This is a genomic window from Crystallibacter degradans, assembly GCF_012952295.1.
GTDB lineage: Bacteria > Actinomycetota > Actinomycetes > Actinomycetales > Micrococcaceae > Crystallibacter > Crystallibacter degradans.
Genome location: NZ_JABBCH010000001.1, coordinates 594,535 through 619,377, shown reverse-complemented (window position 1 = coordinate 619,377; position 24,843 = coordinate 594,535). Strand labels below are relative to the sequence as shown.

The following is a 24,843-nucleotide window of genomic DNA, read 5'->3' as shown; positions in this document are numbered from 1 at the left end:
GATGCCTGTTGCCATTTGCTTTCGGCCGCGCCAGCCGAGACGCAGGCCACCGCAACCGTGGACCTTTGGGCGCGAGTTATGGCTCTGTTTGGGTATGTTGTGACTACCGCGTGCTTCTTTTTCACGGCGCGGCCGAAAGTTTGGCGCCGTCGTGCAGAGCAAAGCCGAGGATTGGGAGCACCACTGAAGGAGGTGTCTGAGGTGTTGGCTGAAGCAGAACAAAGTTCTTCTGCCGCTCAACGCCTCTGGACTCCAGCCATTGGCGTTGCGATCGAAGCAATGAAGGAAATAAGGGGCGAACTTTCCGACAAGAGGCTATGCCGGTTAATTACTGAACTGAGCGGACAGGTTGGTGAGGCCAAGGGCATGGCCCCTCCGACGGTCGACGACGCTGAAAGCCCGAAGCCTCTTACTGCGATTCAGCTTGAGAATGTTCGACTTGCAAGTCAAACAGCATCGAAGATTAGGAAAAGGCTGGGGGAAATCAAAAAGAAGGGTCACGGGGCGACCTAGCGACACCTGCTGCCTTGGGGTGATACAGAGGAATGCAACACGCCCCAGAGGTCCCCAAAGGACCTGTGGGGCATGTATTCGATCGGCGGACGTTAGTGATATTCGGCCTGGCAGGGTGACATGAAGTAGACCTCCGGGTGGAGTGGGGCTTGTCGAGAGTCCAGTTCCACAAACGGAGGTCTTCATGTCCCACCCTAACGCCATTCTCGCTCCCAAGGGACGTCTCCAACTGGCCAAATGCGTGGTCGACGAGGGTTGGACGCTGCAACGCGCCGCGGAAAGATTCCAAGTTGCCGTGACCACTGCAGCCCGTTGGGCCAGCCGCTACCGTGACCATGGCGAAGCCGGCATGACCGACCGTTCCAGCCGCCCGTACCGGTCACCGAACCGGGTAACCATGAAACGGGAACGCCGGATCATCAGCCGCCGTGTGAGCCTGCGTTGGGGTCCGGACCGGATCGGCTACTCATCGCGGGCAGCGCAACGTTGATAATCGCGCCGTCCAGGAATGCCACGAAGGAGGCCAGGATCGCGACCCACAGCACGGGACGGAGCGCAGGATCGAGGTTGACGGCTGCCTTGCGCTCCGTGCGGGAACGCTTGTTCATTCCTGCCTCGCTTTCGGACCCATTACCGGAGCCGCCGTCGGGACGCCGCGGCAAAGCGCTGCCCCAACTTTAGCGAGGATTCACGACGACGACGGCATACGGTTTTACGGTAGCGACCAACGCATGTGATTGCCGCCGATTAGGGGTGCCTGAACGGGTGCGTGAAAGGTACCGTTAGTCCCGTGATGTCACGCTGAAAGGACTGGCTCCTATGGCTACCCTCGTTACGTCCCTTGATCAACTCAATCTTGCATTCGCAGACCGCTTCAACGCGCGCGATGTAGACGGCCTGATGGCGCTCACCGTCGATGATGTCGTCTTCGTTCCGGCACCGGGGCAGTCCGTGGAAGGTCAGGAAACGGTTCGTGGCGCGCTTGAGCAGTTTCTCGGCCTGAACTTACCGATCGATTTGACGGTCCGTCACGTCTTCCAGACCGGCAACACCGGCCTTGCAATCGCTGACTGGACGATCAACGGTACCGGGCCCGACGGATCGGAAATAGCGATGGCGGGTACCACCGCCGACGTAGCTGTCTACGACGAGCAGCACGGATGGCGTTACGTGATCGACAACCCCTTCGGCACCGCCTGAATACTGCAAAAAACTCGTGAACGTAGAAGGGACTGTACCCGGCATAAACCGGGCACAGTCCCTTCAATATTTATGACAAGTGGAACGTCAGGCCGTCACCTCAAATACCGAGGCGGTCCAGCAGGTCGTTGGCCACCGGGATCATCTGCGCGGCACCGGAGTCGGTCAGGTAGCCGGCCTCGATCTGGCTAGCGTTGGAATCCTCAATCAGCTTCAGGTAGGCCTCGCGGCAGCCGTAGGTCTGCTCGAACTCCTCCTGCGAGATGAGCGAGTAGCTGCCGAACACCGATCCCGGGGCGGAAGCACCGATGAACGTGGCCAGCGGGTAGTCAAACAGCCCGTAGCGGACACCGCCGGTGACGTTGGCGTGGTCGTCGCGGACCAGTTCGCCGTCGTCGTTCATTTCGAACGATTGCGACGGCGCCGCCGGCTCGCCGTCCTTGGCCCGATCGACCAAGGACTCGGTGGCGGCGATGATGGTCGGCTCCAGCGGGTACGGGTTGAGCGCGTCGATGAACTCCTGGTCCATCAGGCGGGGGAGCCGGCCGCTGCGGTAGACCTCTTCATTGGCGGGCGTGACGGGGGAACTGACGTCCGTGTGCGGCGTGCCGGGAACCTGCCAGTGCCGGCGGTTCTCGGCCAAGTCCTCGTTTTCGGCGAGGACTTCGGTGCCGAACAGCGATGTGTCGCCCTCGGAGGAAACGCATCACTTGGAAGAGCACTTTTGACCTGGCCCCTAACAGGGAAGTAACCGATCCATTCCTCTATTCGATGTACTTCCTGGACTCCTCACCGGCCCGGAAAACAATGTCTCCCCTAACCGACGGCACTCTCCAGCCGCTCAGCGAATCAAGCTCTCGGATTTAATTCCGGGGATCCCATAGAAGTCACCCTCGTCGCCTTCACCCCGAGGACGTCTGCGCCCAGGTTGCTTCGGTCCGACAGCGCGCAAGTCTGGCCGCGCCGTCGCCCACGGCGGTTGGTGTCTCGAGGATGCCTACCCGGGACCGGATAGCGCATCTTACGTTTCCGGGATCGAGGCCAGGACAGACCAGATGCTGGCAGCCGTTCCGCAAATCAGGCCGCCTCCTACAAACAGCAACTCTGTTAGAAGTTTCCGGGATGACTGATAACTGTCCTGTCCGTGACTGGAGGTTCCAAAGTAGAAATCGGATTGGTTATAGGGGACACCCCAAGGGTCTGATTCATGTAGTTCCTGAGTTATCCATGCGGTGCCGTCGCTTTCCGCTTCCGGGTAATCATCTGAAGCGACGAATAGGTCTTCGCAGACGCCGCGGAGAGCAGCTATGTAGTCTTGTCGAACCTTGTATCGGTGTCCGGGCGGATATACCCGCCGCAGGGCGTGAAGAATGGCGTAGAGCGGCAGTACGCCTCCTGCCAAGTAAAGAAGGCTCATAGAGATTCCGGCGATATTCACAGCACGACCTTAGCTAACAACCCAGAGACCACTGAACGCGTCGTTGAGGCCGCTGGGGGGCTACTCGCATCCATGCGGATTTCATCGGACGTGGAACGTGTATGCCTTGGTTTCCCGTCAGCATACAGAAACGTCTGAACGAGGAGCAATTGCACGCGAAGAGGGAACTCTTCCACCTGACCGGCCTTTGAAGTGGACCTGAACGGCGAGCGTGCGACGGCGGCGTTCAGTCGCTGGTTGCCGCGCGCAGTGACTGGACCTTCTCCTCTAGCCCTCCATCCGGGCGTCCATGATGAAGTGGGCGTTCGCCGCCCTCGCCACCCGTGGGCGAGAGCTGGAGAACAGCAGGCTTTGCCAAGCTACACTCTGTACGGCCAGAGTACCTATTTATATGCCGAGAGCTCCAGCTATCTTGTCCCTATGGGTTCGGTACGCGTGAGCTCCGTCGTCGTCGATGGCCGGCACACGAATGATCGGTGGCAGGCTCATAGCCGAGGCGGCCAAGTCACGTAGCGAGTCGTAGTAGGCGCGCTGCCTTGTCCTTGAGCCTGGATTGGGGAATCCCTTGGCGAGCTTGGAGGCGCGGAAGGTGTCGGCCCGATTGGCGTTGCGACGGCACAGGTAACGGTATTCGTCGCGGTCGAACCCGAGGGCCGCATCCAAAGGGTAGGCGTCCAGGGCGACTAGCCGCCAACTGGAGAAGTGCTGGAATTCATCGACTTCGATTATGGTGCCGCTCGGCTCGTGGAGGAGATCGCCGCGCAACACGTTGGTCCGTCCGGCGGCATACGGAATAGCATCACCCTCAAGAGCCAGAAAGATCCCGTGGAGGGAGGCGGCTACCTCGGACGCCTCCGGAGGGAGGCCGAAATGTCCCCGCTCATTCAGCCAGGAAAACGAGTAGTTTTGCGTTAGCGGAATGCCGTCCGAAGCGGCGGCCGCTTTGAAGCTCTGTTCGCTGTCTCCCCGTGCCATGTTACCCACCATAGCTGAGCGGCATAATAGATCTGGGGCTCCGTGTGTGGCACCTCTATGCATCTAATGTGGCTGGCGGACGGACTGCTGAGAGAAGACCCTCCAGATCGCCAGTGGCGCCCTGATGATTGGCACTCGCAGAGGGCTTCCCCTGTGGCACCGTGGGGCACCGCGGGCAGCTTGCGCTCCGACCGTACGCAGGGCGTACCCACACGGCTTCTCCTTTTCCTTGTTTGGGCCCTGAAGATTATAGGATTGAGCACGTGACTGACTACGATTTTCGATCTCTTTCCCCTATAGATTTTGAAGAGTTTGCGAGAAATCTACTAAATGCCGATCTGGGTTTGGAATTGGTCACTTTTGCGGTTGGCCCCGACGGCGGAATAGATCTACGTGACACGATGTCCTGCTCATTGCCTGTAGTCGTACAGTGTAAGCATCGTCCTGACGCCCAAAAAGCTTCATTGAAGAGTGCAGCTGCAGGAGAAGTTCAGAAGTTGCAAGGCATGAGGCTAAGTAAGTATTTATTGGTTGTGTCGGCAGCGCTGTCGCCTGAAGCTGAAAACGAAATCCTGCAGATTTTGAACGGTATCGATGCCCAGACGCGGCAAGTGTGGCACAGGGGCAAACTTAATCAAGCTTTGACGAAGCACGCCAAAGTGGAAGAAAGGCATTTCAAACTGTGGTTGTCGAGCTCTACTGCTCTACACCGCATGGTGAATAGTGCCGAATGGCAGCGGAGCGAAGAGCTGGTTCGACGTGTAATCGATCGTGCCAGGCTTTTCGTCCACACCCCTGCTTATCGCCAAGCTTCTGATGTTCTAGACGAAGAGAATCTACTGATTATTACTGGCTCACCAGGTGTTGGAAAAAGCACTTTAGCTGAGATGCTGTTGTTGAGGCATTGGCATCAAGGATGGAGGGTGGTAAACGTCACGTCAGATGTTCAGGAAGCCTGGCGTCAATTGAGCGAGGAAAATACCATTTTTTTCTATGATGATTTTCTTGGTCAAACCAGCACGGCCGAACTGCAAAAAAATGAAGCAAACAGCATTGCCGCCCTTCTCGAGAAGATTCGGCGATCTAATGGGCACTATAGACTAATCATGACAAGCCGCGAACAGCTATTCGGTGAAGCCATCAGTGGACCCGATGATCGACTTCGTCGTCTTGGCGATGATCATGCGAGACTGAAGATCAACCTGTCTGATATTGGGCGGCAAGCAAAAGCGGAGATGCTATTTAATCATCTCTATTTTGCATTCGAACATGAGTCATTCCGTACCGGCTTTGCGAAAGATCTTCGCTATCGCAAAGTGGTCGATCACGAATCTTTTAATCCGCGAATTTTAGAGTCGGTTACAATGTTGACCAGGCACGAAAAAATCGATGAATTTTATGAAGAAATTCTCGGCGCACTAGACAATCCTGACGCGATTTGGTCTGGGAGTTTCCGGCAGTTGCCAAGACTTGCTGTCGACATCTTGTTTCAATTAGTTGCTGATCCTGGTGTTCTTGTCCCATTAGATGACATCAGGCGCGCTGTATCGATGGAAGACGAACGCAATTGGATCCCCGCGTTAAAGGTTCTGGAAGATACATGGATTCGTCTAACACCTCAAACTGGCCACGCACAGTACACCTCATTGTTTGACGCCAGCCGCAAGGATTTTTTGCTGCGTCGTATAGACGAGGCGCACCATCTTCAAGCACTCTGGCCACGTCTGATGAAGTGTGCACAGATCGCCTACTTGCTAAGGCTGGCTGGGTATTTGGACGATCGGATTATAGGCTCTTCAGAGAGGCCGCGTCCGGAGCTAAGGGCCAGCCTGGCCGAACTTCTTCCCGACCTGGACGGGCATACGATGCGAGTTGCCGCTACGCAGCTCGAGATCGCAGAAACGCGGGAGCAAGCCCGCAGAACCCTGAGTGAAGCGGAAAAAGCTGAGGCGTTTCCGTGGCATCCAGAGAGACTTACAGAGCGCGTCGAACTGGTATCGGACCTCGCTGCCCTGGCTTTCGGCACTTCGCTCCGCTTGCCAGCTACTGCAGAGTTGCTTGAGCAGAACGTGACCTTGCTGCTGGAGCTCTTGAGCGGGTCTGTCCGTCCGGAAGCAACAGCCCTCTTCCACCTGGCAGCTTACCTCGCAACCCCGGATGGTCCCGACTGGGCTCTAGATGCTGCGGAGGAAATTCTCTCGAGCGCGTTCTTTATCGTGGAACAAGCGAGCGATCTTTTGGCGTTCCATGAAGTGCCTGAATGGTTCCGCAACGGGCGTTATCAGAAGAAGGGCGAGGAACTTCTGATGCAAGCCGTCGAATGGGAAATGGAAGCAATCAATCAACAAGAGGATGCCAAGCTAATGCAACAACTTTTGGATGAATTGGTATCTGTGGCCTACGAGCTTGGACTCGACATTGATTTTGATTCGATTATCGAGAAGATTGACGAATTGAGCGACCCAGACGGGGAAGACTCTAATGCTGGTTGGCAGCCGTACATTCCAAGTGCAGCTCCCGGCGGATCTGACGAAGATCTGGAGGAACTGTTCGCGAAGTTGGCATGAGTGCTTCCAGAACAGCAGGCAATCCTCTACCGAATCGACTGTGCGTCGGCCGATTTCTGACCGAGGCCTCCAAATTGCGAATGTGCCGGCTGAATAGTGGTTAGTCATGCATACCCTAGTTGCCTTCAGCGACTATATATGCGTTATGTAATGATCTTCAAGCCGGCACGCTTTAAGTAACTGGCAGCGGACGCATACCAATCCGGGTTTCGTGTCGGGTCATCGTTGGTACCATGCGGCACGAAAATGATCATGCCCTGGCGTGCCCTTGTCAGCAGGACTCTGTATGCGTTGCGCAGGAAATCTTGATCTAGGCGCTTGTTGATGTGTTGCCATTTTGTGCCGGAAAACTTCCAGTGTTCAAATTCGGACCCATTCCATCTATAATCGGCGTCCCAGGCTACGATAGTCCAATCAAGCTCTAAGCCTTGAACATCGAACTCGGTTCCAACGAGTTCTAACGCATGGCATGACCGAACATCATCTGTTTCATTGAGAAACCATACGGCCGGATCGATTTTATTTTTTACAAATATTCCTTCCGGAAGGAGCCGGTATCCTTTGGAAGAGGCGAGTAGTCCACTTGATTCAGTCGCCTTTCGGTGCTCACGAACCCAAGCTTTTGCCACTTCCAAGTCACGTGTTACAGTTATTGGGAAAAGATTCTCTGTCTGTCTAAATATTTTCGACGCCGCATCCGAATCGCCGTGAACGAGATGATGTACTCCTTCGGATATAAGTTCTGTTCTAAATGACCGTTGACTCGTCTTCAAATGCAGGTCTGTCGATATTTCAATGCTTAGATCTGAATAATCAACTAGGCTTACGGCAGATCCCATAGACGTCGGGTCCTCGACCTCAGGTGCGAGGTATATGCTCCAGCTCGCATGGCTCTGGTTTAGGGCTCGAAGCCAGCCATCGAGTCCTGCCTCGCCGGCATTAATCTCTTGGCCACCGCCGACCAAAGCGACTATTACCGCCCAGTCGTCGTGTCGGTCCATGACGCTGATGAGGAACTCGGGTTCGGATTGGTCGAATCCGGGCTGCCGCTTCTTCGTTCGCATGAACTTTGAAGTCTGTTCGCGGTTCCATGCGCGCTGGGCCTCATCAAATATGACCACCTGTTCGGCGGGGGAACCCGAGTCAAATACATACTCATCTCGAAAATGGTGAATGTTCTGGACGTAGGCAGCGGCGCGTCGATAGCTAGTGGACTTGCGACATCCCAGCCGTCCAGATTCGTCTCGGGCCAGTGCTTCTTGTAGGACAGAGACAAGAGGGCCGTTGCCGGACAGGTACACAGCGTGTTCAGCGTCGGACGCTTGGGTGGCTGTCGCAATGTTCAGTCCGACGAGTGTTTTGCCTGCTCCGGGAACTCCTGTGACGAAGCAGATAGCTTTTTCACGATTTAGCCGAGCCGAGTGGATTACTTGTTGAACGTAGTTGCTCGTTTCTCGAAGGCCCGCTTCATCTGCTTCTGATCGAGTAATATCAGCAACATCGTGCCCGGCATAGAGGGCTTGGGCTGCCTGCACTATGGTTGGGGAAGGATAATACCTACCATCAGCCCATAATTCAGCATCAATCATTTCTACTCTAGTTTCCTGAGATTGAATCATCTGCAGAATTGCGCCGAGATTGCTGCCATTGCTTTTAATTGGGACAGCGACTGCCTCGTCGTCCCAGTGCACTTCAGCTATTTGACTAGGAGCGTCTGTAGCGATTACTACAGGAACAATCGGAAGCAGATGACTTGTCTTGTGGAAATACTTCAAGTCGAGGGCGTACCCATATGCCTGCTCGAGTGCTTGTATGTCGAAGTGGTTCGCGCCAACCTTGAATTCGATTACGAAAATACTTCCTGCAAGAATGATGACGGCGTCTGCTCTTCTGCCCATGCGGGGAATCATGAATTCGATAAATACGGTCCCCTGCTGGAGATTGATGAGTTGCTCCTTCAGCAGCTCAATCTCAATCGCCCATGCGTCAGCCTGTTCCGAATTCGTATCAAAACCATGAAAATATGTCAGTTGCCCGACTACCGACGCAGTTTCAGTCCGCATGAATTGTTCGATGGAATTACTGTACAAAGAGCGTTTGCCTCGTCCCCTGATGGCAATGGGGGAATGAACCGATTCCTGCGCTACATGTTCAGTGGGAGTCGTAAGCGTCATATCCCGATGCCTCTTACGAGCTCACTCAACGGGACTCCCAACCCATCAGAGAGACGCAGCATGGAAGTTAGGCTCGGATTTCTTTCACCTCGCTCGACTGCACCGACATAAGTGCGATGAAGTCCAGATCTTTCGGCGAGCTGTTCTTGAGAAAGGGACAACTGTGAGCGAGCTTGCTTTACGTTATTTCCTAGCGCGCTCATGGCGGAATCGAAGTAGTCCGTGTCGGTTTGCTTGGTGAATTGCACAAATCTGATTTGATGCGATTGCGACTTATAAGTCGACAGACTATGAGTAGCAGTCGCTGTGGATTAGGTCACGCGCCGTTGATTTATTCGGTGGTTCGGTGTCATGTTGACGAATAATTGAGTTGACTGGCGAAGTTGGACAACGTCAGGAAAGGACTCGTCCATAGGATGACGAGCTGGGCATGAGCAGATAAGTACATCTCTGAATTTGAGAAACTTCAGATCGACCGCGATCAGCTACAATCTCGGTTGCCCGATCTTCGGCGGTACTGCCCCGGCCGTGGGCGCCCCCGCTAGTCAACGCCACAGGGATCGTGCTCGCCGGCCTATTGACTCCGCGGCGGGCAGCGGTCGTGTCCCTGCTGACGCTGACTAAGGTGCAGGAAACCCGCGGCGTTTTGGGCTGGGGGCTTGTTCATTCTATGCAGTCGAAGCATCATGGCCCGCGATGGCAGCGGTGATCACGACCAGGCGACGACCAGGCGGGCGGCTTGTTGGGGGATGGTGACGTCTATGCCGGTTAAGTCCGTGAAGCGGCGGAGGCGGTTCATGAGCGTGTTGCGGTGGCAGAAGAGCTGGTCGGCGGATTGGGCGATGCTTCCGGTGGCTAGGTAGGAGCGCACAGCTTCCTCGACCCGTGCCCTTTCTGCCGGTCCGCTTTGAGCAAGCGCCGCTTCGACGTCGGGGACGACCGGGACGCCAGTTTCCGATAGGCGGTGTCGGGCGAGGCGTGCCCAGGCGTTGCGCATGGTGAGGGCTTGCTGGTCGGTGTCTTCGACCAGGGAGGCCAGGGCGCGGGCGGCCTGGGCCGCGACGCGTAGGTCCGCGAGGCCGCGTACCTGCTCCACCAGGCCGCACCTGATGTTCCGGACCTGCTCGGCGGCTTCGCGGTCGGCGCTGCCGGGGCGGTCGTCGGCTGCCCAGAAGGCGACGAGCCCGTCCGGCAGCGGGTGGGTGAACACTTCTGTACCACGGCGGGAAGCCGCGGCGATCACCACTCGGAGGGCGGCGGCGTCGTCCGTTGTTGCTGCGGCCACGACGAGGGGAGCGTCCTCGTCGATGCCGAGCTCGTCGGCGATGCGGGTGAGCATTTCCGGCGCCGGGCTGACCGGGCCGAACATGGTGGCGACGTGGCCTTGCCTCACGGAGGACGCTTCCTGGGCCATGCGCTGGCGCTCGGCGATGTAGGTGGCCTGGGTCTGGGCGGCGTAGGAGTCCACCACTTGCCACACCGTCTCGGCCCGGCGCACCAGCAGCTCGGCGTCGCCCGGACCGGCCAGGGCCATGAGCTCGCCCCAGGTGACCGTGAAGTCGATCCTGATGGCGGTCATGAGCGACTCCACCGGGATGCCGGCCCGGGCGCGGGAGACGCCGACGTCCAGGGAGATGTTCTGTGCTATCTTATTCGAGACAAATCTGATTTATTGTCGGCTGGGCCACATCAAATCAGATGTAACGACGCGTCTGAGGAGTTCGGCCAGTGGCAGAACAGAACCTACCCCCATTTGTAGTGATGGGTGTGCAAGGGTGCGGCAAATCGACGGCTGGCATGGCCATAGCCGACCGCCTTGGCCTGCCCTTCATTGACGGCGACGATCTGCATTCGGCGAGCAACAAGGCGAAGATGGCGGCCGGAAATCCCCTGACCGACGCGGACCGTGAGCCGTGGCTGGACGCCGTCGGGCGTACCTTGGCAGAGGGAATTCAACAGGGCGAAGCCCGGGTCATTGCTTGTTCGGCACTCAAGCGCCGGTACCGCGACCAGATCCGTTCCTTTGCGCCGACAGCTCGGTTTGTGCATCTGCAGGGGCCGCAGGAATTGATCGCGGCCCGGCTCAGCCAACGCAACCACGAATACATGCCGCCCGCGCTGCTGGATTCGCAGTTTCAAACGCTGGAACCATTGGAAGCGGACGAGGCCGGGATCAGGCTCGATGTAGCCAGTTCGCCCGAAGACATCGCTGAGGCCGTGGCAGACGCCCTCGGCGACGCCGGCAATCAGTCGCCGATCAAACCGAAGAACGGATAGGACAAATGACGGATCTCGAACTCAACTGGACGTTGGGTACGCCTGCCCTGTTGGGCGTGGCCACGGCAGCGATCGCGCTGCTGCTCGTGCTGATCATGCGGTTCCGCGTGCATGCCTTCCTGGCGCTGATCGTGGTCAGCCTGCTGACCGCTGTGGCTACCGGCATCTCCGCAGCGGACATCGTGCCGACGCTGCTGGGCGGCTTCGGCACTACTCTGGGCAGCGTTGCGCTGCTGGTCGGCCTCGGTGCGATGCTGGGGCGCATGCTGGAGGTCTCCGGCGGTGCGGACGTGCTCACCAGTGCGCTGATCCGCCGCTTCGGGGAAAAGCGGGCTCCGCTGGCGCTGTCCGTGGCGTCGCTGCTGTTCGGCTTCCCGATCTTCTTCGATGCCGGCCTTGTGGTCATGCTGCCGATCATCTTCACCGTGGCCCGCCGGCTGGGCGGATCGCTGCTGCTCTACGCCTTCCCGGCAGCCACTGCGTTCTCGGTCATGCACATCTTCGTGCCGCCGCACCCCGGCCCCGTGGCCGCAACAGGCCTGCTCGGCGCCGACGTCGGGCTGGTCCTGGTCCTTGGCCTGGTTGTCGCCCTGCCCACCTGGTACGTGGTTGGCTACCTGTTCGGTAAGTTCCTCGGCCGGCGCATCCAGGTGCCGGTGCCGGACATCCTGGACGCGCCGAAGGGTTCGGCCGAGTCCGAGTTCCGCTCCGCGCCCAAGCTGGGCACCATCATGTTCCTGTTGCTCCTGCCGCTGGTGCTGATCTTCCTCAACACCGGCCTGAACATGCTGGCCACAGCAGGCGTCGTCTCGCTGGATGACACCTGGGTACAGATTGTGCGCACCTTCGGCGAAACGCCTGTGGCGCTGCTGATCACCGTGTTCATCGCCATGTGGATGCTCGGCCACCGCCAGGGCAAGAAGCACAGCCTCACCGAAACCGTGGTGGACAGCGCCCTCGGCCCGGTCTGCTCGATCATTCTCATCACCGGTGCCGGTGGTATGTTCGGCGGCGTGCTGCGCGCCAGCGGAATCGGCAACGCCCTGGCGGATTCGCTGGATGCGGTCGGCTTGCCGGTCATCGTTGCCGGCTTCGTGATCGCCGCTATTGTCCGCGTGGCGCAGGGCTCGGCTACCGTCGCGCTGACCACGGCCGCGGCACTGGTCCAGCCGGTGGTGGCCGGCAACGCCAGCTACAACCCGGTGGAACTGGCAGCGATCGTGCTGGCCCTGGCCGCCGGCTCCGTGTTCGCCGGCCACGTCAACGACTCCGGCTTCTGGCTGGTCAGCCGCTTCTTCGGCATGGACACCAAGACCACCCTGAAGACGTGGACGGTCGGTCAGGCACTCATCGGCGTGATCGGCTTCGTCCTGGCCCTGGCCATCTTCATGATCGCCTCGTCCGTCTAGCAACCCCGCGGCGGGGGCGGCAGCACCGCCCCCGCCCTGCAAGGAAAACTTATGTCTGTGAACATGTTCGACATCACCGGCCGGGTAGCCCTGGTGACCGGCTCCAGCCGGGGCATCGGCAACGCCATTGCCCGGGGGCTCGCCGCTGCCGGCGCCACCGTAGTCCTCAACGGGCTGGACCCGGACCGGCTGGAAGCCGCCCGCGAAAAGCTGGCCGCCGAGGTCGGGGCGGAGCGGATTTTCGCCAAGGCCTTCGACGTCACCGACGCCGAAGCAACGGCCGACGGCGTTGCCTGGGTCGAGCGCGAAATCGGATCGTTGCGCATCCTGGTCAACAACGCCGGAGTGCAGCACCGCGTGCCGATGCTGGACCTGGACGTGGCCGACTGGGAGCGGGTGCTGCGCACCAACCTGACCAGCGCGTTCCTCGTGGGCCGTGAAGCCGCCCGGCACATGATTCCCCGGGGCGAGGGGAAGATCATCAACATTGCCTCGGTGCAGGCCGACCTGGCCCGCCCGACCATTGCCCCGTATACGGCGTCCAAGGGCGGCATCCGAAACCTGACCCGGGCCATGACCGCCGAGTGGGCCGCATCCGGCCTGCAGATCAACGCCATCGCCCCGGGCTACATCCACACCGAAATGACCCAGAACCTGGTTGATGATCCGGCGTTCAACAGCTGGATCCTGGGCCGTACTCCCGCCCACCGCTGGGGCACGGTTGAGGACATCATCGGCCCCGCGCTCTGGCTGGCCTCGGATGCTTCCAACTTCGTCAACGGGCAGGTCGTCTTCATCGACGGCGGCATGACCACCGTTGTCTGACCAGACCAGCCGAAAGGAACCTGCTGCAATGAACCAGCTCCCCTCCTCGACCCTGGGCGTGGTCGCCCACGGCGCCGGTGACCTGCGGGTCGAGGCGTTCGACCGCGCCGAGCCGAAGCCGAACGAGGCCGTCGTCGAGATTGTCTACGGCGGAATCTGCGGTTCCGACCTGCACTACTGGCAGCACGGCGCCGCGGGGGAGTCCATCCTCAAGGCCCCGATGCTGCTGGGTCATGAAGTGTCCGGCCGCGTGGCCGTGCAGGCTGCCGACGGCAGTGGTCCGGCGGCTGGCACCGCCGTCGTCGTCCATCCGGCCACCCCCGGCCCCGGCGACGGTTCCCGCTACCCGGCGGAACGGCCCAACCTTTCCCCGGGCTGCACCTACCTGGGCAGCGCCGCCCGCTTCCCACATACCGAAGGGGCGTTTGCCCGCTACATCAACCTGCCGACGCGGATGCTGCGCCCGCTTCCGGCGGAGCTGCCGCTGCGCCGGGCCGCGCTGGTGGAACCGGCGAGCGTCGCCTGGCACGCGGTTTCGCGGGCCGGAGACGTCAAGGGCAAACGCGCCCTGGTCATCGGCGCCGGACCGATCGGCGCGCTGATCGTCGCGGTGCTGCGCACGGCCGGGGCGGCCGAGGTCATCGCCGTCGACATGCACGACAAGCCGCTGGAGATTGCCCGCGCGGTAGGCGCCACGCGCACGCTGCACGCCACGGACGCGGAGGCGATTGCCGCCGTCGACGCCGATGTCTGCTTCGAATCCTCCGGCAACCACCGCGGCCTGGCCTCGGCCGTGCGCGGGGCCACCCGTGGCGGCCGCGTGGTTATGGTCGGCCTGCTGCCCTCCGGCGAACAGCCCGCGCTGGTCTCGCTGGCCATCACCCGCGAACTCGAGCTGGTGGGTTCCTTCCGCTTCAACGACGAAATCGACGAGGTGGTCGCGGCCATGGCCGACGGATCCCTGCAAGCCGATCCGGTGATCACGCACGAGTACGACATCGAAGACACCCTGGAAGCATTCGGGATGGCCCGCGACTCGGCCAGCAGCGGAAAGGTGCTGCTGCGTTTCGGCGCCGCGGACTAGCCGGCCGAATGAGCGGAGCGGCCCTGGTACCCACCGGGGCCGCTCCGCCCGGTTAAGGACGGTTCAGGTAAAAACGCGCGGCTCGTGCTGCCAGACGCCCTGGACCTCGGCCACGGTCCGCCGCATGATCTTGTCCATCGCCTCCCGCGCGGCCTCCGGTCGCCCGCTCTGAATGGCGTCGGCGACGTCGACATGCAGCTGCAGCGCCTCCTCATGCGGATGTTCCGGCATCAGCCCGTAGTCGGTGCGTCCGCGCAGGACCTCGGCGATCATCGAGTCCATCTGCGCGAACATCTCGTTGCCGGAGGCGGCCAGGACCAGCGAATGGAAGTGGATGTCCAGCTCCAAAAACTGCTGCAGGTCTCCGGCCCGGCCCACGGCGCGCATCTTCGCGGCCACCGCCAGCAGTTCGGCGGAGAGGTCCTCGGGGGAGTGCAGCGCCGCAAGTTCCGCGGCCGCGGGTTCGACGGCGGAGCGCAGCTCGGTCAGCGACCGCAGCTGGGTGCCCTTGCCCGCGTTGGCCAGCCGCCACCGGATCACCGAAGGGTCCAGGACATGCCAGCGTTCCCGGGGCAGCACGCGGATGCCGACGCGTTTGACCGTCTCCACCAGGCCAAGGGACTGCAGCACGCGCACCGCTTCCCTGGCGACCGAGCGGGAAACGTTTAGTTCTTCCTCCAAATGCTCGGAGTACATGGTGGTTCCCGGTGCCATTTCGCCCGAGACGATGCGCTGCGCCAGCGTCTCGATGACCAGATTGTGCAGGCGCGAACTCATACGGGCCCCGGGTTTGAAATCACCTGTTCATTCTATGCAGCCGGAGCACTGTGCCTTGCGACGGTGACGGCATTCAGGACCAGACTACGTTCAGGACCAGGCGACGACGAGGCGGGCGGCTTGTTGGGGGATGGTGACGTCGATGCCGGTGAGGTCGGTGAAGCGGCGGAGGCGGTTCATGAGCGTGTTGCGGTGGCAGAAGAGTAGGTCGGCGGACTGGGCGATACTGCCGGTGGCCAAGTAGGACCGGACTGCTTCCTCCAGCCGCGCCCTTTCTGCTGGTCCGCTTTGAGCCAGAGCTGCTTCGACGTCGGGGACTACGGGGACGCCGGTTTCCGAGAGGCGGTGGCGGGCGAGGCGTGCCCAGGCGTTGCGCATGGTGAGCGCTTGATGGTCGGTGTCTTCGACCAGGGATGCCAGGGCGCGGGCCGCCTGGGCCGCGACGCGCAGGTCCGCGAGTCCGCGGACCTGCTGCACCAGGCCGCACCTGATCTGCCGGACCTGCTCGATGGCTTCGCGCACGGCGCTGCCGGGGCGGTCGTCCGCGGCCCAGAACGCGACCAGCCCGTCCGGCAACGGGTGGGTGAACACTTCTGTACCACGGCGGGAAGCCGCGGCGATCACCACACGGAGGGCGGCGGCGTCGTCCGTTGTTGCTGCCGCCACGACGAGGGGAGCGTCTTCGTTGATGCCCAGCTCGTCGGCGATGCGGGCGAGCATTTCGGGCGCCGGGCTGACCTGTCCGAACATGGTGGCGACGTGGCCCTGCCGCACGGAGGACGCTTCCTGGGCCATGCGCTGGCGCTCGGCGATGTAGGTGGCCTGGGTCTGCGCGGCGTAGGAGTCCACCACCTGCCAGACCGTCTCGGCGCGGCGGACCAGCAGCTCGGCGTCGCCCGGATCCGCCAGCGCCATGAGCTCGCCCCAGATCACGGTGAAGTCGATCCGGATGGCCGTCATCAGCGACTCGATGGGGATGCCGGCGCGGGCGCGGGAGACACCGACGTCCAGCGAGATGTTCTGGCGTTCGGCCATCAGGCGTTCATTGTCGGCGCCGGGGCGCAGGCTTTCGATCAGTGCCTCGAACGAGGCGGCACCGGTGCGGCGGATCTCGCTGGCCGGCAGGACGCCGTCGCGGTAGTCGTCGAGCTGCAGGACGCGCTCGATGAAGAGGTCCGTCAGCGCGTCCACAGACAACTGGTCCAGCAGGCCGTTCCAGCGGGCGGCCTGCGCGGCGTCGTCGTCGTTCTTTTGTTTCCTGGGTATTGCCATGGTGTTATCCGCCCCGATTTTTGTGCTTTTGCACATTGTAGCCGCCGAAACCCGCGACTTTTCGTGCGGGTGTGACGCGGCACACTCTGGAATGCTGGTGTTCATTCCCAGTCCGTTGCGCACCGTTCGGCGCAATGGGCAGTCCGAACACCAAGCGTGGAGGCACCATGTCACAGACCCTGAACCTCGAGGCCGGGGCCACCCGGAAGATCACCGACAAGGAGGCGATGAAGGTCTCCATGGGCGCCCTCATCGGCACCGCGATGGAGTGGTACGACTTCTTCCTGTTCAGCGCGGCGGCGGCGCTGGTGTTCAACGTCCAGTACTTCGCCAACGAGAACGCCACGGCGGCGGCGCTGGCCTCCTTCGCCACCTTCGGCGTGGGCTTGGTAGCCCGTCCGCTGGGCGGCATGTTCTTCGGTGCCATGGGCGACAGGATCGGCCGCCGCAAGACCCTGATGGTCACCATTGTGGGCATCGGCGCGGTGACCGGGCTGATCGGCCTGCTGCCGACCTACGCCGCCATCGGCATTGCCGCTCCGGTGCTGCTGGTGCTGCTGCGCGTGTTCCAGGGCCTGTTTGTGGGCGGCGAGTGGTCCGGCGCGATGACCATTGTGGTGGAGAACGCGCCGCTGGAGCGCCGCGCCCGCTACGCCGCGCTGCCGCAGATCGGTTCGCCGATCGGCACCATCCTCTCCTCGGGTGGCTTCTTCCTGATGACGCTGTTCTTCTCGCAGGAGAGCTTCAACTCGTTCGGCTGGCGCATCCCGTTCCTGGCCGCCATCCCGATGCTGCTGATTGCGCTCTACATCCGCAGCCGGCTCGAAGAGTCCCCGGTCTTCACCGAGCTGATGGAGCACGACCAGGTGGAGAAGGCCCCCATCCGCACCACGCTGCGCGAGTCCTGGAAGCACATCATCATCGGCATGGCCGCGGCCCTGCTGGGCGTGGGCGGTTTCTACCTGGTCACCGCGTTTGTGGTCTACTACGGCGTGGCCATCCTGGGCTACTCCGCGCAGTTGATGCTGCTCGGCGGCATGATCGCCGCCATCGTGGAAATCCCCATCCTGATCCTGGGCGGCCGGCTGGGCGAGCGCTACGGCTGCAGCCGCGTGATCCTGGTGGGCGGCATCGCCTCCGCCATTGCCGCGGTTCCGTCCTTCATGCTGGTGGCCAGCGGCAACCCCGTGCTGGTGGTAGTCGGTATGGTCCTCGCCGTGGCAACGCTGTCCTTCCCGTACGCCGCCTCCGGCACGGTGCTGACCGGCCTGTTCCCGGCCCGCACCCGCTACACCGGCGTGGGCTTCGCGCAGAACACCGCCGGCATGCTCTCCGGCTTCGTCCCGCTGCTGGCTACGGGCATGGTGGCCGCCGCCGCAAACCACTGGTGGCCGGCCGCCGCCATGCTGGTGTTCCTGAGCCTGTTCACCGCCGTTGCCGGTGCCGTGGCCCCGCGCATGAGCGTGGACCTGCCCGGCTTCAAGCACTAAATTCAACGTACGACGACGACCTGCCGCCGACGTTACTGAACCTCCCGACGAACTCCCGACGACGACTTCCTGATGAAAGAGCTCCACACTATGTCCCAGTCAGCCGGCCATCTGATAGTCCGCCAGCTTGAGGCGCACGGCGTCCGCCGTGTGTATTCCGTCCCGGGGGAGAGCTTCCTCGACGTGCTGGACGGGCTGCACGATTCGCCCGTGTCCACGGTGGTCTGCCGCCAGGAGGGCGGCGCCGGGTTCATGGCGCTGGCCGAGGGGCGCAAGACCGGCATTCCGGGCATCGCGATGGTCACCCGCGGGCCTGGCGCGGCGAACGCGATGATCGCGGTGCACACCGCCTGGCAGGATGCGACGCCGCTGGTGCTGTTTGTCGGGCTGATCCCCGTGGCGGACCGGGGCCGGGATTCGTTCCAGGAGTTCAGCCTGGAGGGATGGTTCTCGACCACGGCCAAGCGCGTGGCGGTGCTCGACGACGAACACCGCGCCGCGGAGACCGTGGCCGAGGCTTTGCAGCTGGCGGTGTCCGGCCGGCCCGGGCCGGTGGTGATCGGCCTGCCGGAGGACGTGCTGGTCCGTATGACCGACGCCGACGTAGTCCCGCCGCGTTCGCTGGCCGCTGCCGTGCCGCCGCCGGCCGCGATGGAGGAACTGGCCAGCCGGCTGGCCGCCGCCGCCCGCCCGCTTGTTGTGGTTGGCGGGGACGGCTGGGGCGACGACGGCGGGAAGCTCGCGTCTTGGGCAGCCGAGGCGCAGGTTCCGGTGGCCGCGGACTGGCGGGCGTACGACGTCGTGCCGCACGGTTCTCCGGCCTGGGCCGGCTGGCTGGGCTACGGCCGCGCGGACACGCTGGCGGCCCGCCTGGACGAGGCCGACCTGCTGGTGTTCGTCGGCTGCGGACGGACCGACGTGCTCAGCGACGGCTACACCAAGGGCTTCAACACGCCGACGGTGCTGGTGCTGCCGGACCCGGATGCCGCGACGCATTCCGGCCGGATCAACCTGCATCTGGCGGTGTCGCCGTCGTCGTTTGTTGCGGCCTTGCCGGCTGCCGCGGAGGCGCGCGGGAGCCGGGGGAGCGGCTGGATGGAAGCGCTCGCCGAGGACCAGCGCCGGTACGCCACCCCGCGGCCGGACAACAGCCCGGGCGTTGACCTGGGCGTGGCGTTCGGCGTGCTGGAAGAGCGGCTGCCCGCGGACAAGGTGGTCACGTACGGCGCGGGCAACGCGACGCTCTGGGGCCACCGCTACCTGACCCACCACGGGTTCGGTTCGCTGATCGGGCCGCGCAACGGGGCCATGGGCCTGGCCGTTCCGGCCGCCGTTGCCGCGTCCTTGATTGAGCCGGACCGGCAGGTGGTGGCTGTCTGCGGCGACGGCGACTTCCTGATGAACGCGCAGGAACTGGCCGTGGCCGCGGCGCACGGTGCCGCTCCGCTGGTGATCGTGGTGGACAACGGGATTTACGGCACTATTGTGCTGCACCAACGCAACCACTACCCGGACCGGCCGTCCGGCACCTCGATGGTCAACCCGGATTTCGCCGACTGGATCCGCAGCTTCGGTGGACACGGCGAACGGGTGGAGAAGACCGAAGAGTTCGGGCCCGCGCTGGAGCGTGCGCTGTCCAGCGGAAAGTTGGCACTGCTGCACCTGGTGACCGATCCGGAGACGATGCCGCCGGGCACTGCCAACGCGCCGGAAGAGCTGGCGGAGGTCGCCGGCTTTGGGGCTGCGGACGCCGGCGACGGCGGTCTGGCTGCGGCGGACGAGGTTTCGCGATGAAACTGGACCTGATCCTGCGCGACGCCGACATCATCACCCTTGAAGCCGACCGTCCCCGGGCCACTTCCGTGGGCGTACTCGGCGGGCGGATCGCCGGCTTCGACGAGGAGCTTGAGGGGTGCACAGCCGAGCGGGAAGTCTCGCTGGGCGGCGCCACCGTGGTGCCCGGTTTCATCGACGCGCACTGCCACACCACGTGGTGGGGGCTGGGCCTGGGCGCCGTTGAACTGGAGCAGGCCCGCGGGCTTGAGGAGCTCTACGCGCTGCTCGAAGCCGAGGTGCGACGGCTGGATGCGTTGCCCGGCGGCGCCCCTGACTCCTGGGTTAACGGCACCGGCTTCAACCACAAGCACCACGGCGGGGCTTTCCCGGACATTCGGCGGCTGGACGAGATCACCGGCGACCGGCCACTGTACCTGCGGCACGTCTCCGGACATCTGTCCATCACCAACTCCGCCACGCTGCGGCTGGCCGGCGTCTTCGAGCCCGGCTTCACCGACCCCACCGGCGGTGCCGTGCTGCGCGGGGCCGACGGGTATCCAACTGGGGTGGTTGAAGAGTCCGCCCAGCAGCTGATTCAGAACCTGCTGCTGCCGTATCCGGTGGAGCGGATTGTCGAGGCGCTGGACGCAGCGACCACGCGCTACGCAGCCGAAGGCATCACCAGCTTCACCGAAGCCGGCATCGGCGGCGGCTGGATCGGGCACAGCCCGGTGGAAGTGCAGGCGTATCTGACGGCCAAGCGGTCCGGAAAGCTGCACGCCCGCGCGCAGCTGATGCCCGCCCTGGATTCGCTGCGGCCGATCGAGGCAAACGCGGCGGATATGCACGGGACCGGCTCCGGCCGCGGACTGGACCTCGGCGCCGTGGCGGGTTTCGGCGACGAGTGGGTGTCGCTGGGGCCGGTGAAGGTGTTTATGGACGGCTCGCTGCTGGGCGCGACCGCCGCGGTGACCGAGGACTACTGCGGGCACCAGCACAATACCGGTTACCTGCTGGATTCGCCCGAGGCCTACCGCGAACGCGTCGACGCCGCCTACCGGGCCGGCTGGCCGATCGCGCTGCATGCGATCGGCGACGCGGCCATCGACCTGGCCACCGAGATTATTGTTGGCTGCCAGGAGCGCTACGGCCGGAACCACCTGCCCAACCGGATCGAGCACTTCGGCATCGCCCGGCCGGACCAGCTGGCGCCTGTCGCCGCCGCCGGGATCGCCGTCGCCCCGCAGGCAGCGTTCATCGGTCCGCTCGGCGACCAGTTCGCCGCACTGGTAGGGCCGGAGCGCGAAGGCTGGCTGTACCGGGGGCGCTCGCTGGTGGACGCCGGTATTCTCGTGGCCGGCAGCTCCGACCTGCCCGTGGCCGACAACAACGTGCTGCGTGCGATGCAGTCCTGGGTGGACCGGCGCACCGAACAGGGCAAGATCCTTGGGGGAGCGGCCGAGGGCCTCACCGCCGAGGAAGCGCTGCGGACCTACACGGACTGGGCTGCCCGGGCCACGGGCACTGCCGACCAGAAGGGCACACTGAGCCGGGGGAAGCTGGCGGACTTCGCCGTGCTCTCCGGGTCGCCGCTGGACGCGCCGGACATCTCCGACCTTCAGGTGCTGGCCACGATCGTCGGCGGCGAATTCAGCTACGACAGGCTGGGCGCAGGCACGGCTTCGGACGCCGCTGCCGCCCCGAGGACCCGCTCCGCTGCTGGCCCAGAGTCCGGCCGCATTACTAGCCCCGCACCCGAGTCTCTCTTCGCGCCCGAGCCGGGCGCCGCCGTCGTTCGCTGATCAACATCCACACGTCAGACCGAGCCGTTAGGATTCCACTCATGACCACCACCTCCGCGCAGTCCGCCCCGTCCGTTTCCGGCGACGAGGCCAGCGCCTTCCTGCACGACTTCCGCTCGATGAGCACGTTCGGGGCAACGGCTGGTGGGGGAGTGGACCGGCAGGCGGGGACGCTGGTCGACGGCCAGACGCGGACCTGGTTCCGGGGCCTGGTGGAAGGCCACGGCTTCGACGTCCGCTACGACGCGGTGGGAAACCAGTTCGCGCTGCTTGAACTGAAGCCCGGCGCCCCGTACATCGCGGTGGGCTCGCACCTGGACTCGCAGCCGCTGGGCGGACGGTTCGACGGCGCTTATGGTGTGCTGGCCGGAGCTCATGCGGCGATCCGGCTGCAGCAACGGCTGGCGGCAGAGGGCACCGAGCCGGCGTTCAACATCGCCGTCATCAACTGGTTCAACGAGGAAGGCTGCCGGTTCAAGCCCTCCATGATGGGCAGTTCCGTGTTCACCGGCAAGCTGCCCGCCGAGCAGGTGCTGGCCACCACGGATCCGCACGGTACCACCGTCCGCGAGGCGCTGGAGGCCATCGGTACCATCGGCGATTTCTCGCTGGACCTTGCCGCGTATGTGGAGATCCACATCGAGCAGGGCCGGTCGCTCGAGGACGCCGGACTGACCATCGGCCTGGTCGAATCCACCTGGGGTGCGAACAAGTACGAGTTCATCGTGCACGGGGAGCAGGCGCACACCGGCGCCACCGTGATCGCCGACCGGCATGACGCGCTGCTCGGGGCATCCTCGCTGGTGGTCGCCGCGCGGGAGATCGCCGACGAGTTCAGTACCGACGAGCATTCCGTCATCACCTCCTGCGGGGAGTTCACGGTCTACCCGAACTCGCCCGTGGTGGTGGCCAGCCGGGTGGAGCTGCTTGTCGATGTGCGCAGCACCGACCCCGATGTGCTGGCCGCCGCCGACGCCGAACTGCACCGCCGGGTCGCCGAGATCGAGCGGAAGGCGAGCGTGCGGATCGAACGCGGCGCCGAACATGTCTGGGCTGCCAAAGCCTACGACGAGGCCGGCATGCGCCTTGCCGCCAAGAGCGCCGAAGCGCTGGAACTGCCGTACGGAACCGTCCGGACGCTGGCCGGGCATGACTCGACAAACATGAAGGACATCGTCCCGACGATCATGCTGTTCGTGCCCAGCGTCGAGGGCATCTCGCACAACGAGAAGGAACTGACCAACGACGACGACATGCTCGCCGGCGTGGATCTGCTCACCGAGGTGCTGGGGCGCGTGGTGCTAGGGGACTTCGTTTCGCCTTAGTCAGGCTGCGCGTGACGCCGTAGTAGCGAGCCGGAAGGTACTGGAGGCCGCTCTGATCGGTTACGCAGCGAACGTCGCCAGCGCTTCGCGGATGACCTCGGAACGCGTCTTCCCTTCATATGCCGCCCGATCGTCGATAGCGGCGAGCTCTTCCGAGGTGAGACGAAGCGCGATGACCTGCGATGGCTCTGTGCCCCGCCCGGGCCTTCCTCGGCCCCGCTTCTTCAATGCGTCGACGTCGTACCCAGCTTCGGCCTCGGCTGCCCATTGCGCGATCTGCTCCTCGGAGACCGGAACGCCATTGATTGTCTCGTCTGCATCCATGACAATATCGTAATACGAAAACTGGTGGGCGTGCCCGGAAGTTGCTGATCATGGAGAAGATGTAGTCCCAGCGGTCAGCGTTCACACCCGCAGCTAAAGCGCGCCCCTGCGGCGGCGTGTCGCCATGCCGCCGGTGGGATCATCGAATCGGGGGATTTGCAGCCAGCGAAGGAGCGGATCATGGCACGCGGATCAGGACTTATCGAGCGGTTCTACCGGGAAATCATGGAGGGAGGGAACCTGGACCTGATCGACGAGCTGGGCAGTGAGAGCTACACGGATCATGAGGAGCCCATGCCGGGGCAGCCGTCAGGTCTGGACGGCATCAGATTCTACGTTGACACCTTCAGGAAGGCTTTCCCTGACATCAAGGCGAAGACTATCGAACCCACGATGACTGATGGGGACCTGGAGGCGGCCCGGGTCGTCCTCACCGGTACCCACCAGGGCGAACTGATGGGGACTGCCCCCACCGGCAACACTGTGGAGTTCGCCGGCATCGACATCATCCGTGTTCAGAACGGCAAAGTGGTCGAGCATTGGGGAGCGACGGACATGCTGAAACTGATGCAGCAGATTGGCGCCGTTCAGTTGTAACCACGGCGAGACGAGGAGAGCGCCGGCGTTGAACTGCACCCCGAAAGTTGGACTCGAAATTCTGAGTCTGATTTTCCGAGGTGCAGTTCCCTATGCGGCCAACGGGGGCGCTGGAACTGCCCTACGGAACCGTTCGCACGCTGGCCGGGCACGATTCGACGAACATGAAGGACATCGTCCCGACGATCATGCTTTTCGTGCCCAGCGTTGAGGGCATCTCGCACAACGAGAAGGAACTGACCAACGACGACGACATGCTCGCAGGCGTGGATCTGCAGACTGAGGTAATGGGGCGGTGGTGGTCGGGAACTTCGTTTCGACCAAGTAGCTTGTACTAGCTCGAAACAGTGCTCTCACAGCTTATGCACAACTGCTCGTGTGTCTTCCGCGGCTGACTCCCCAGTCTCCTAGGATGAATCAATGATCCTCCAGGAGGTGACCGAACCGGTCGATGTTGTCATCGTTTCGAATGGCCACCCTCAATGGTGGGAGATCGTAGCTTCGTTCGGTCCAATGGCGGTCCTGCTGGCCGCAGGGATCACCGCTTGGATCGGCTGGAAATCCCTCGATCAGAAGGCGGAAGCGGACCGCGCTGCTCTGGAACAGAAGGCGGAGGCCGACGAACGGTCGCAGTGGTGGGAGCGTGCCCAGTGGGCCCTGGACGCGTCCTTGTCCGATGATCCGTTCCGCAAGGAGACAGGCCTGGGCGTGCTTGATCTGCTGGCCCGCAGCAAGCTGGCCGGCGAGGAGGAGGCCGCACTCATCAAGCTGGCAGCAGTGGACAATGTGGCTAAGAACGATTTCCGTGCGCCGGAGTTGCCACAGCGGAAGCGATGGTGGCGTTCTGGACGGTAGCCTGAAGGCAAGAGACAATGGATGCAACGATGAAGGAATCGAGGTCGATCAATGAGCACCGTTATGCCGCGCAAGTGCAAGGCAAAGCCGGCGTCTACAGCGACCAGAACTCCGCAGCAGGAGCGTATCAGGATCAGAGCTGCCCGTCTCTGGGTAACCACCG

23 protein-coding genes and 2 pseudogenes are annotated in these 24,843 nt (G+C 62.8%); 15 read left to right on the top strand and 10 right to left on the bottom strand.

Going from position 1 to position 24,843, the window contains the following annotated elements:
- Positions 1-201: 201 nt before the first annotated feature.
- Positions 202-513: a DEAD/DEAH box helicase family protein gene (locus HGO92_RS02830; protein WP_169991639.1), complete on the top strand. Its 312-nt coding sequence runs from the start codon at positions 202-204 to the stop codon at positions 511-513.
- A gap of 184 nt (positions 514-697) precedes the next feature.
- A pseudogene (locus tag HGO92_RS02825) lies at positions 698-979 on the top strand (leucine zipper domain-containing protein); the annotation flags it as partial.
- Here HGO92_RS02825 and HGO92_RS02820 read toward each other — a convergent pair.
- Positions 933-1,121 (bottom strand): hypothetical protein, encoded by a 189-nt coding sequence (locus tag HGO92_RS02820; RefSeq protein WP_169990812.1) that lies wholly within the window; start codon positions 1,119-1,121, stop codon positions 933-935. The pseudogene HGO92_RS02825 and the gene HGO92_RS02820 overlap by 47 nt on opposite strands.
- A gap of 211 nt (positions 1,122-1,332) precedes the next feature.
- On the opposite strand from HGO92_RS02820, the gene HGO92_RS02815 reads away from it, so the two are divergent.
- Positions 1,333-1,713, top strand: a complete 381-nt coding sequence (locus tag HGO92_RS02815) for a YybH family protein (protein ID WP_169991637.1) — start codon at positions 1,333-1,335, stop codon at positions 1,711-1,713.
- A 100-nt stretch (positions 1,714-1,813) separates the two neighbouring features.
- On the opposite strand, the pseudogene HGO92_RS02810 reads toward HGO92_RS02815, so the two are convergent.
- The 3 genes and pseudogenes from HGO92_RS02810 to HGO92_RS02800 all read right to left on the bottom strand — a co-directional run.
- Positions 1,814-2,404, bottom strand: a pseudogene (locus HGO92_RS02810) (alpha/beta hydrolase domain-containing protein); the annotation flags it as partial.
- 330 nt (positions 2,405-2,734) lie between these two features.
- Positions 2,735-3,151, bottom strand: a complete 417-nt coding sequence (locus HGO92_RS02805) for an ATP-grasp domain-containing protein (protein WP_169991633.1) — start codon at positions 3,149-3,151, stop codon at positions 2,735-2,737.
- A 387-nt stretch (positions 3,152-3,538) separates the two neighbouring features.
- The gene (locus HGO92_RS02800) at positions 3,539-4,126 is read right to left on the bottom strand and encodes a DUF7255 family protein (RefSeq protein WP_169991631.1); all 588 of its coding nucleotides are present in this window, start codon (positions 4,124-4,126) and stop codon (positions 3,539-3,541) included.
- Between the two features lie 263 nt (positions 4,127-4,389).
- Here HGO92_RS02800 and HGO92_RS02795 point away from each other — a divergent pair, with 263 nt between their 5' ends.
- The gene (locus tag HGO92_RS02795) at positions 4,390-6,693 is read left to right on the top strand and encodes an nSTAND3 domain-containing NTPase (protein ID WP_169991629.1); all 2,304 of its coding nucleotides are present in this window, start codon (positions 4,390-4,392) and stop codon (positions 6,691-6,693) included.
- Positions 6,694-6,836: 143 nt separating this feature from the next.
- Here the strand turns inward: HGO92_RS02795 and HGO92_RS02790 are convergent, their stop codons facing one another.
- The 3 genes from HGO92_RS02790 to HGO92_RS02780 all read right to left on the bottom strand — a co-directional run bounded on the left by HGO92_RS02790 (position 6,837) and on the right by HGO92_RS02780 (position 10,497).
- On the bottom strand, positions 6,837-8,783 hold the full coding sequence (locus HGO92_RS02790; RefSeq protein ID WP_205834098.1) for a DUF2075 domain-containing protein: 1,947 nt from the start codon (positions 8,781-8,783) through the stop codon (positions 6,837-6,839).
- Between the two features lie 80 nt (positions 8,784-8,863).
- Positions 8,864-9,070, bottom strand: a complete 207-nt coding sequence (locus HGO92_RS24490) for a helix-turn-helix domain-containing protein (protein ID WP_169992030.1) — start codon at positions 9,068-9,070, stop codon at positions 8,864-8,866.
- 506 nt (positions 9,071-9,576) lie between these two features.
- On the bottom strand, positions 9,577-10,497 hold the full coding sequence (locus tag HGO92_RS02780) for an RsbRD N-terminal domain-containing protein (protein ID WP_502305982.1): 921 nt from the start codon (positions 10,495-10,497) through the stop codon (positions 9,577-9,579).
- A gap of 131 nt (positions 10,498-10,628) precedes the next feature.
- On the opposite strand from HGO92_RS02780, the gene HGO92_RS02775 reads away from it, so the two are divergent.
- The 4 genes from HGO92_RS02775 to HGO92_RS02760 are packed head-to-tail and all read left to right on the top strand — an operon-like array spanning position 10,629 to position 14,462.
- Complete coding sequence (locus HGO92_RS02775; RefSeq protein WP_169992028.1) at positions 10,629-11,144, top strand: gluconokinase; 516 nt, start codon at positions 10,629-10,631, stop codon at positions 11,142-11,144.
- Between the two features lie 5 nt (positions 11,145-11,149).
- Positions 11,150-12,553: a GntP family permease gene (locus HGO92_RS02770; RefSeq protein ID WP_169991623.1), complete on the top strand. Its 1,404-nt coding sequence runs from the start codon at positions 11,150-11,152 to the stop codon at positions 12,551-12,553.
- A gap of 51 nt (positions 12,554-12,604) precedes the next feature.
- A complete protein-coding gene (locus HGO92_RS02765) occupies positions 12,605-13,378 on the top strand; it encodes an SDR family oxidoreductase (protein ID WP_169991621.1) in 774 nt (257 codons plus the stop codon).
- Positions 13,379-13,406: 28 nt separating this feature from the next.
- Positions 13,407-14,462 (top strand): L-idonate 5-dehydrogenase, encoded by a 1,056-nt coding sequence (locus tag HGO92_RS02760; RefSeq protein ID WP_169991619.1) that lies wholly within the window; start codon positions 13,407-13,409, stop codon positions 14,460-14,462.
- Positions 14,463-14,525: 63 nt separating this feature from the next.
- Here HGO92_RS02760 and HGO92_RS02755 read toward each other — a convergent pair whose 3' ends face one another.
- On the bottom strand, positions 14,526-15,239 hold the full coding sequence (locus HGO92_RS02755; RefSeq protein WP_169991617.1) for a FadR/GntR family transcriptional regulator: 714 nt from the start codon (positions 15,237-15,239) through the stop codon (positions 14,526-14,528).
- Positions 15,240-15,329: 90 nt separating this feature from the next.
- The gene (locus HGO92_RS02750; protein WP_169991616.1) at positions 15,330-16,511 is read right to left on the bottom strand and encodes a helix-turn-helix domain-containing protein; all 1,182 of its coding nucleotides are present in this window, start codon (positions 16,509-16,511) and stop codon (positions 15,330-15,332) included.
- 167 nt (positions 16,512-16,678) lie between these two features.
- Between HGO92_RS02750 and HGO92_RS02745 the strand changes: the two genes are divergently transcribed.
- The 4 genes from HGO92_RS02745 to HGO92_RS02730 all read left to right on the top strand — a co-directional run bounded on the left by HGO92_RS02745 (position 16,679) and on the right by HGO92_RS02730 (position 22,904).
- Entirely contained in the window at positions 16,679-18,001 is a 1,323-nt protein-coding gene (locus HGO92_RS02745) for an MFS transporter (RefSeq protein WP_169991615.1), read from the top strand.
- 90 nt (positions 18,002-18,091) lie between these two features.
- Entirely contained in the window at positions 18,092-19,795 is a 1,704-nt protein-coding gene (locus HGO92_RS02740; RefSeq protein WP_169991614.1) for a thiamine pyrophosphate-dependent enzyme, read from the top strand.
- On the top strand, positions 19,792-21,579 hold the full coding sequence (locus HGO92_RS02735) for an amidohydrolase (protein WP_169991612.1): 1,788 nt from the start codon (positions 19,792-19,794) through the stop codon (positions 21,577-21,579). The genes HGO92_RS02740 and HGO92_RS02735 overlap by 4 nt, the downstream gene beginning before the upstream one ends.
- Before the next feature lie 41 nt (positions 21,580-21,620).
- A complete protein-coding gene (locus tag HGO92_RS02730; protein ID WP_169991610.1) occupies positions 21,621-22,904 on the top strand; it encodes a M20 family metallo-hydrolase in 1,284 nt (427 codons plus the stop codon).
- 60 nt (positions 22,905-22,964) lie between these two features.
- On the opposite strand, the gene HGO92_RS02725 is transcribed toward HGO92_RS02730, so the two are convergent.
- A complete protein-coding gene (locus HGO92_RS02725) occupies positions 22,965-23,228 on the bottom strand; it encodes a ribbon-helix-helix protein, CopG family (RefSeq protein WP_169991608.1) in 264 nt (87 codons plus the stop codon).
- Between the two features lie 180 nt (positions 23,229-23,408).
- Here HGO92_RS02725 and HGO92_RS02720 point away from each other — a divergent pair, with 180 nt between their 5' ends.
- The 3 genes from HGO92_RS02720 to HGO92_RS02710 all read left to right on the top strand — a co-directional run bounded on the left by HGO92_RS02720 (position 23,409) and on the right by HGO92_RS02710 (position 24,680).
- Positions 23,409-23,825, top strand: coding sequence for an ester cyclase (locus HGO92_RS02720; protein WP_169991606.1), 417 nt, complete (start codon positions 23,409-23,411; stop codon positions 23,823-23,825).
- Positions 23,826-23,917: 92 nt separating this feature from the next.
- Positions 23,918-24,163, top strand: coding sequence for a hypothetical protein (locus HGO92_RS02715; protein ID WP_440915749.1), 246 nt, complete (start codon positions 23,918-23,920; stop codon positions 24,161-24,163).
- 82 nt (positions 24,164-24,245) lie between these two features.
- Positions 24,246-24,680, top strand: coding sequence for a hypothetical protein (locus HGO92_RS02710; RefSeq protein WP_169991604.1), 435 nt, complete (start codon positions 24,246-24,248; stop codon positions 24,678-24,680).
- The last annotated feature ends 163 nt before the right edge of the window (positions 24,681-24,843 follow it).

Bases quoted from the DNA above. Each gene is read 5' to 3' on its own strand.
- HGO92_RS02820 (WP_169990812.1), bottom strand. From the start codon at position 1,121: ATGAACAAGCGTTCCCGCACGGAGCGCAAGGCAGCCGTCAACCTCGAT.
- HGO92_RS02815 (WP_169991637.1), top strand. From the start codon at position 1,333: ATGGCTACCCTCGTTACGTCCCTTGATCAACTCAATCTTGCATTCGCA.
- HGO92_RS02800 (WP_169991631.1), bottom strand. From the start codon at position 4,126: ATGGCACGGGGAGACAGCGAACAGAGCTTCAAAGCGGCCGCCGCTTCG.
- HGO92_RS24490 (WP_169992030.1), bottom strand. From the start codon at position 9,070: ATGAGCGCGCTAGGAAATAACGTAAAGCAAGCTCGCTCACAGTTGTCC.
- HGO92_RS02775 (WP_169992028.1), top strand. From the start codon at position 10,629: ATGGGTGTGCAAGGGTGCGGCAAATCGACGGCTGGCATGGCCATAGCC.
- HGO92_RS02770 (WP_169991623.1), top strand. From the start codon at position 11,150: ATGACGGATCTCGAACTCAACTGGACGTTGGGTACGCCTGCCCTGTTG.
- HGO92_RS02765 (WP_169991621.1), top strand. From the start codon at position 12,605: ATGTCTGTGAACATGTTCGACATCACCGGCCGGGTAGCCCTGGTGACC.
- HGO92_RS02760 (WP_169991619.1), top strand. From the start codon at position 13,407: ATGAACCAGCTCCCCTCCTCGACCCTGGGCGTGGTCGCCCACGGCGCC.
- HGO92_RS02755 (WP_169991617.1), bottom strand. From the start codon at position 15,239: ATGAGTTCGCGCCTGCACAATCTGGTCATCGAGACGCTGGCGCAGCGC.
- HGO92_RS02750 (WP_169991616.1), bottom strand. From the start codon at position 16,511: ATGGCAATACCCAGGAAACAAAAGAACGACGACGACGCCGCGCAGGCC.
- HGO92_RS02745 (WP_169991615.1), top strand. From the start codon at position 16,679: ATGTCACAGACCCTGAACCTCGAGGCCGGGGCCACCCGGAAGATCACC.
- HGO92_RS02740 (WP_169991614.1), top strand. From the start codon at position 18,092: ATGTCCCAGTCAGCCGGCCATCTGATAGTCCGCCAGCTTGAGGCGCAC.
- HGO92_RS02735 (WP_169991612.1), top strand. From the start codon at position 19,792: ATGAAACTGGACCTGATCCTGCGCGACGCCGACATCATCACCCTTGAA.
- HGO92_RS02730 (WP_169991610.1), top strand. From the start codon at position 21,621: ATGACCACCACCTCCGCGCAGTCCGCCCCGTCCGTTTCCGGCGACGAG.
- HGO92_RS02725 (WP_169991608.1), bottom strand. From the start codon at position 23,228: ATGGATGCAGACGAGACAATCAATGGCGTTCCGGTCTCCGAGGAGCAG.
- HGO92_RS02720 (WP_169991606.1), top strand. From the start codon at position 23,409: ATGGCACGCGGATCAGGACTTATCGAGCGGTTCTACCGGGAAATCATG.
- HGO92_RS02715 (WP_440915749.1), top strand. From the start codon at position 23,918: ATGCGGCCAACGGGGGCGCTGGAACTGCCCTACGGAACCGTTCGCACG.
- HGO92_RS02710 (WP_169991604.1), top strand. From the start codon at position 24,246: ATGATCCTCCAGGAGGTGACCGAACCGGTCGATGTTGTCATCGTTTCG.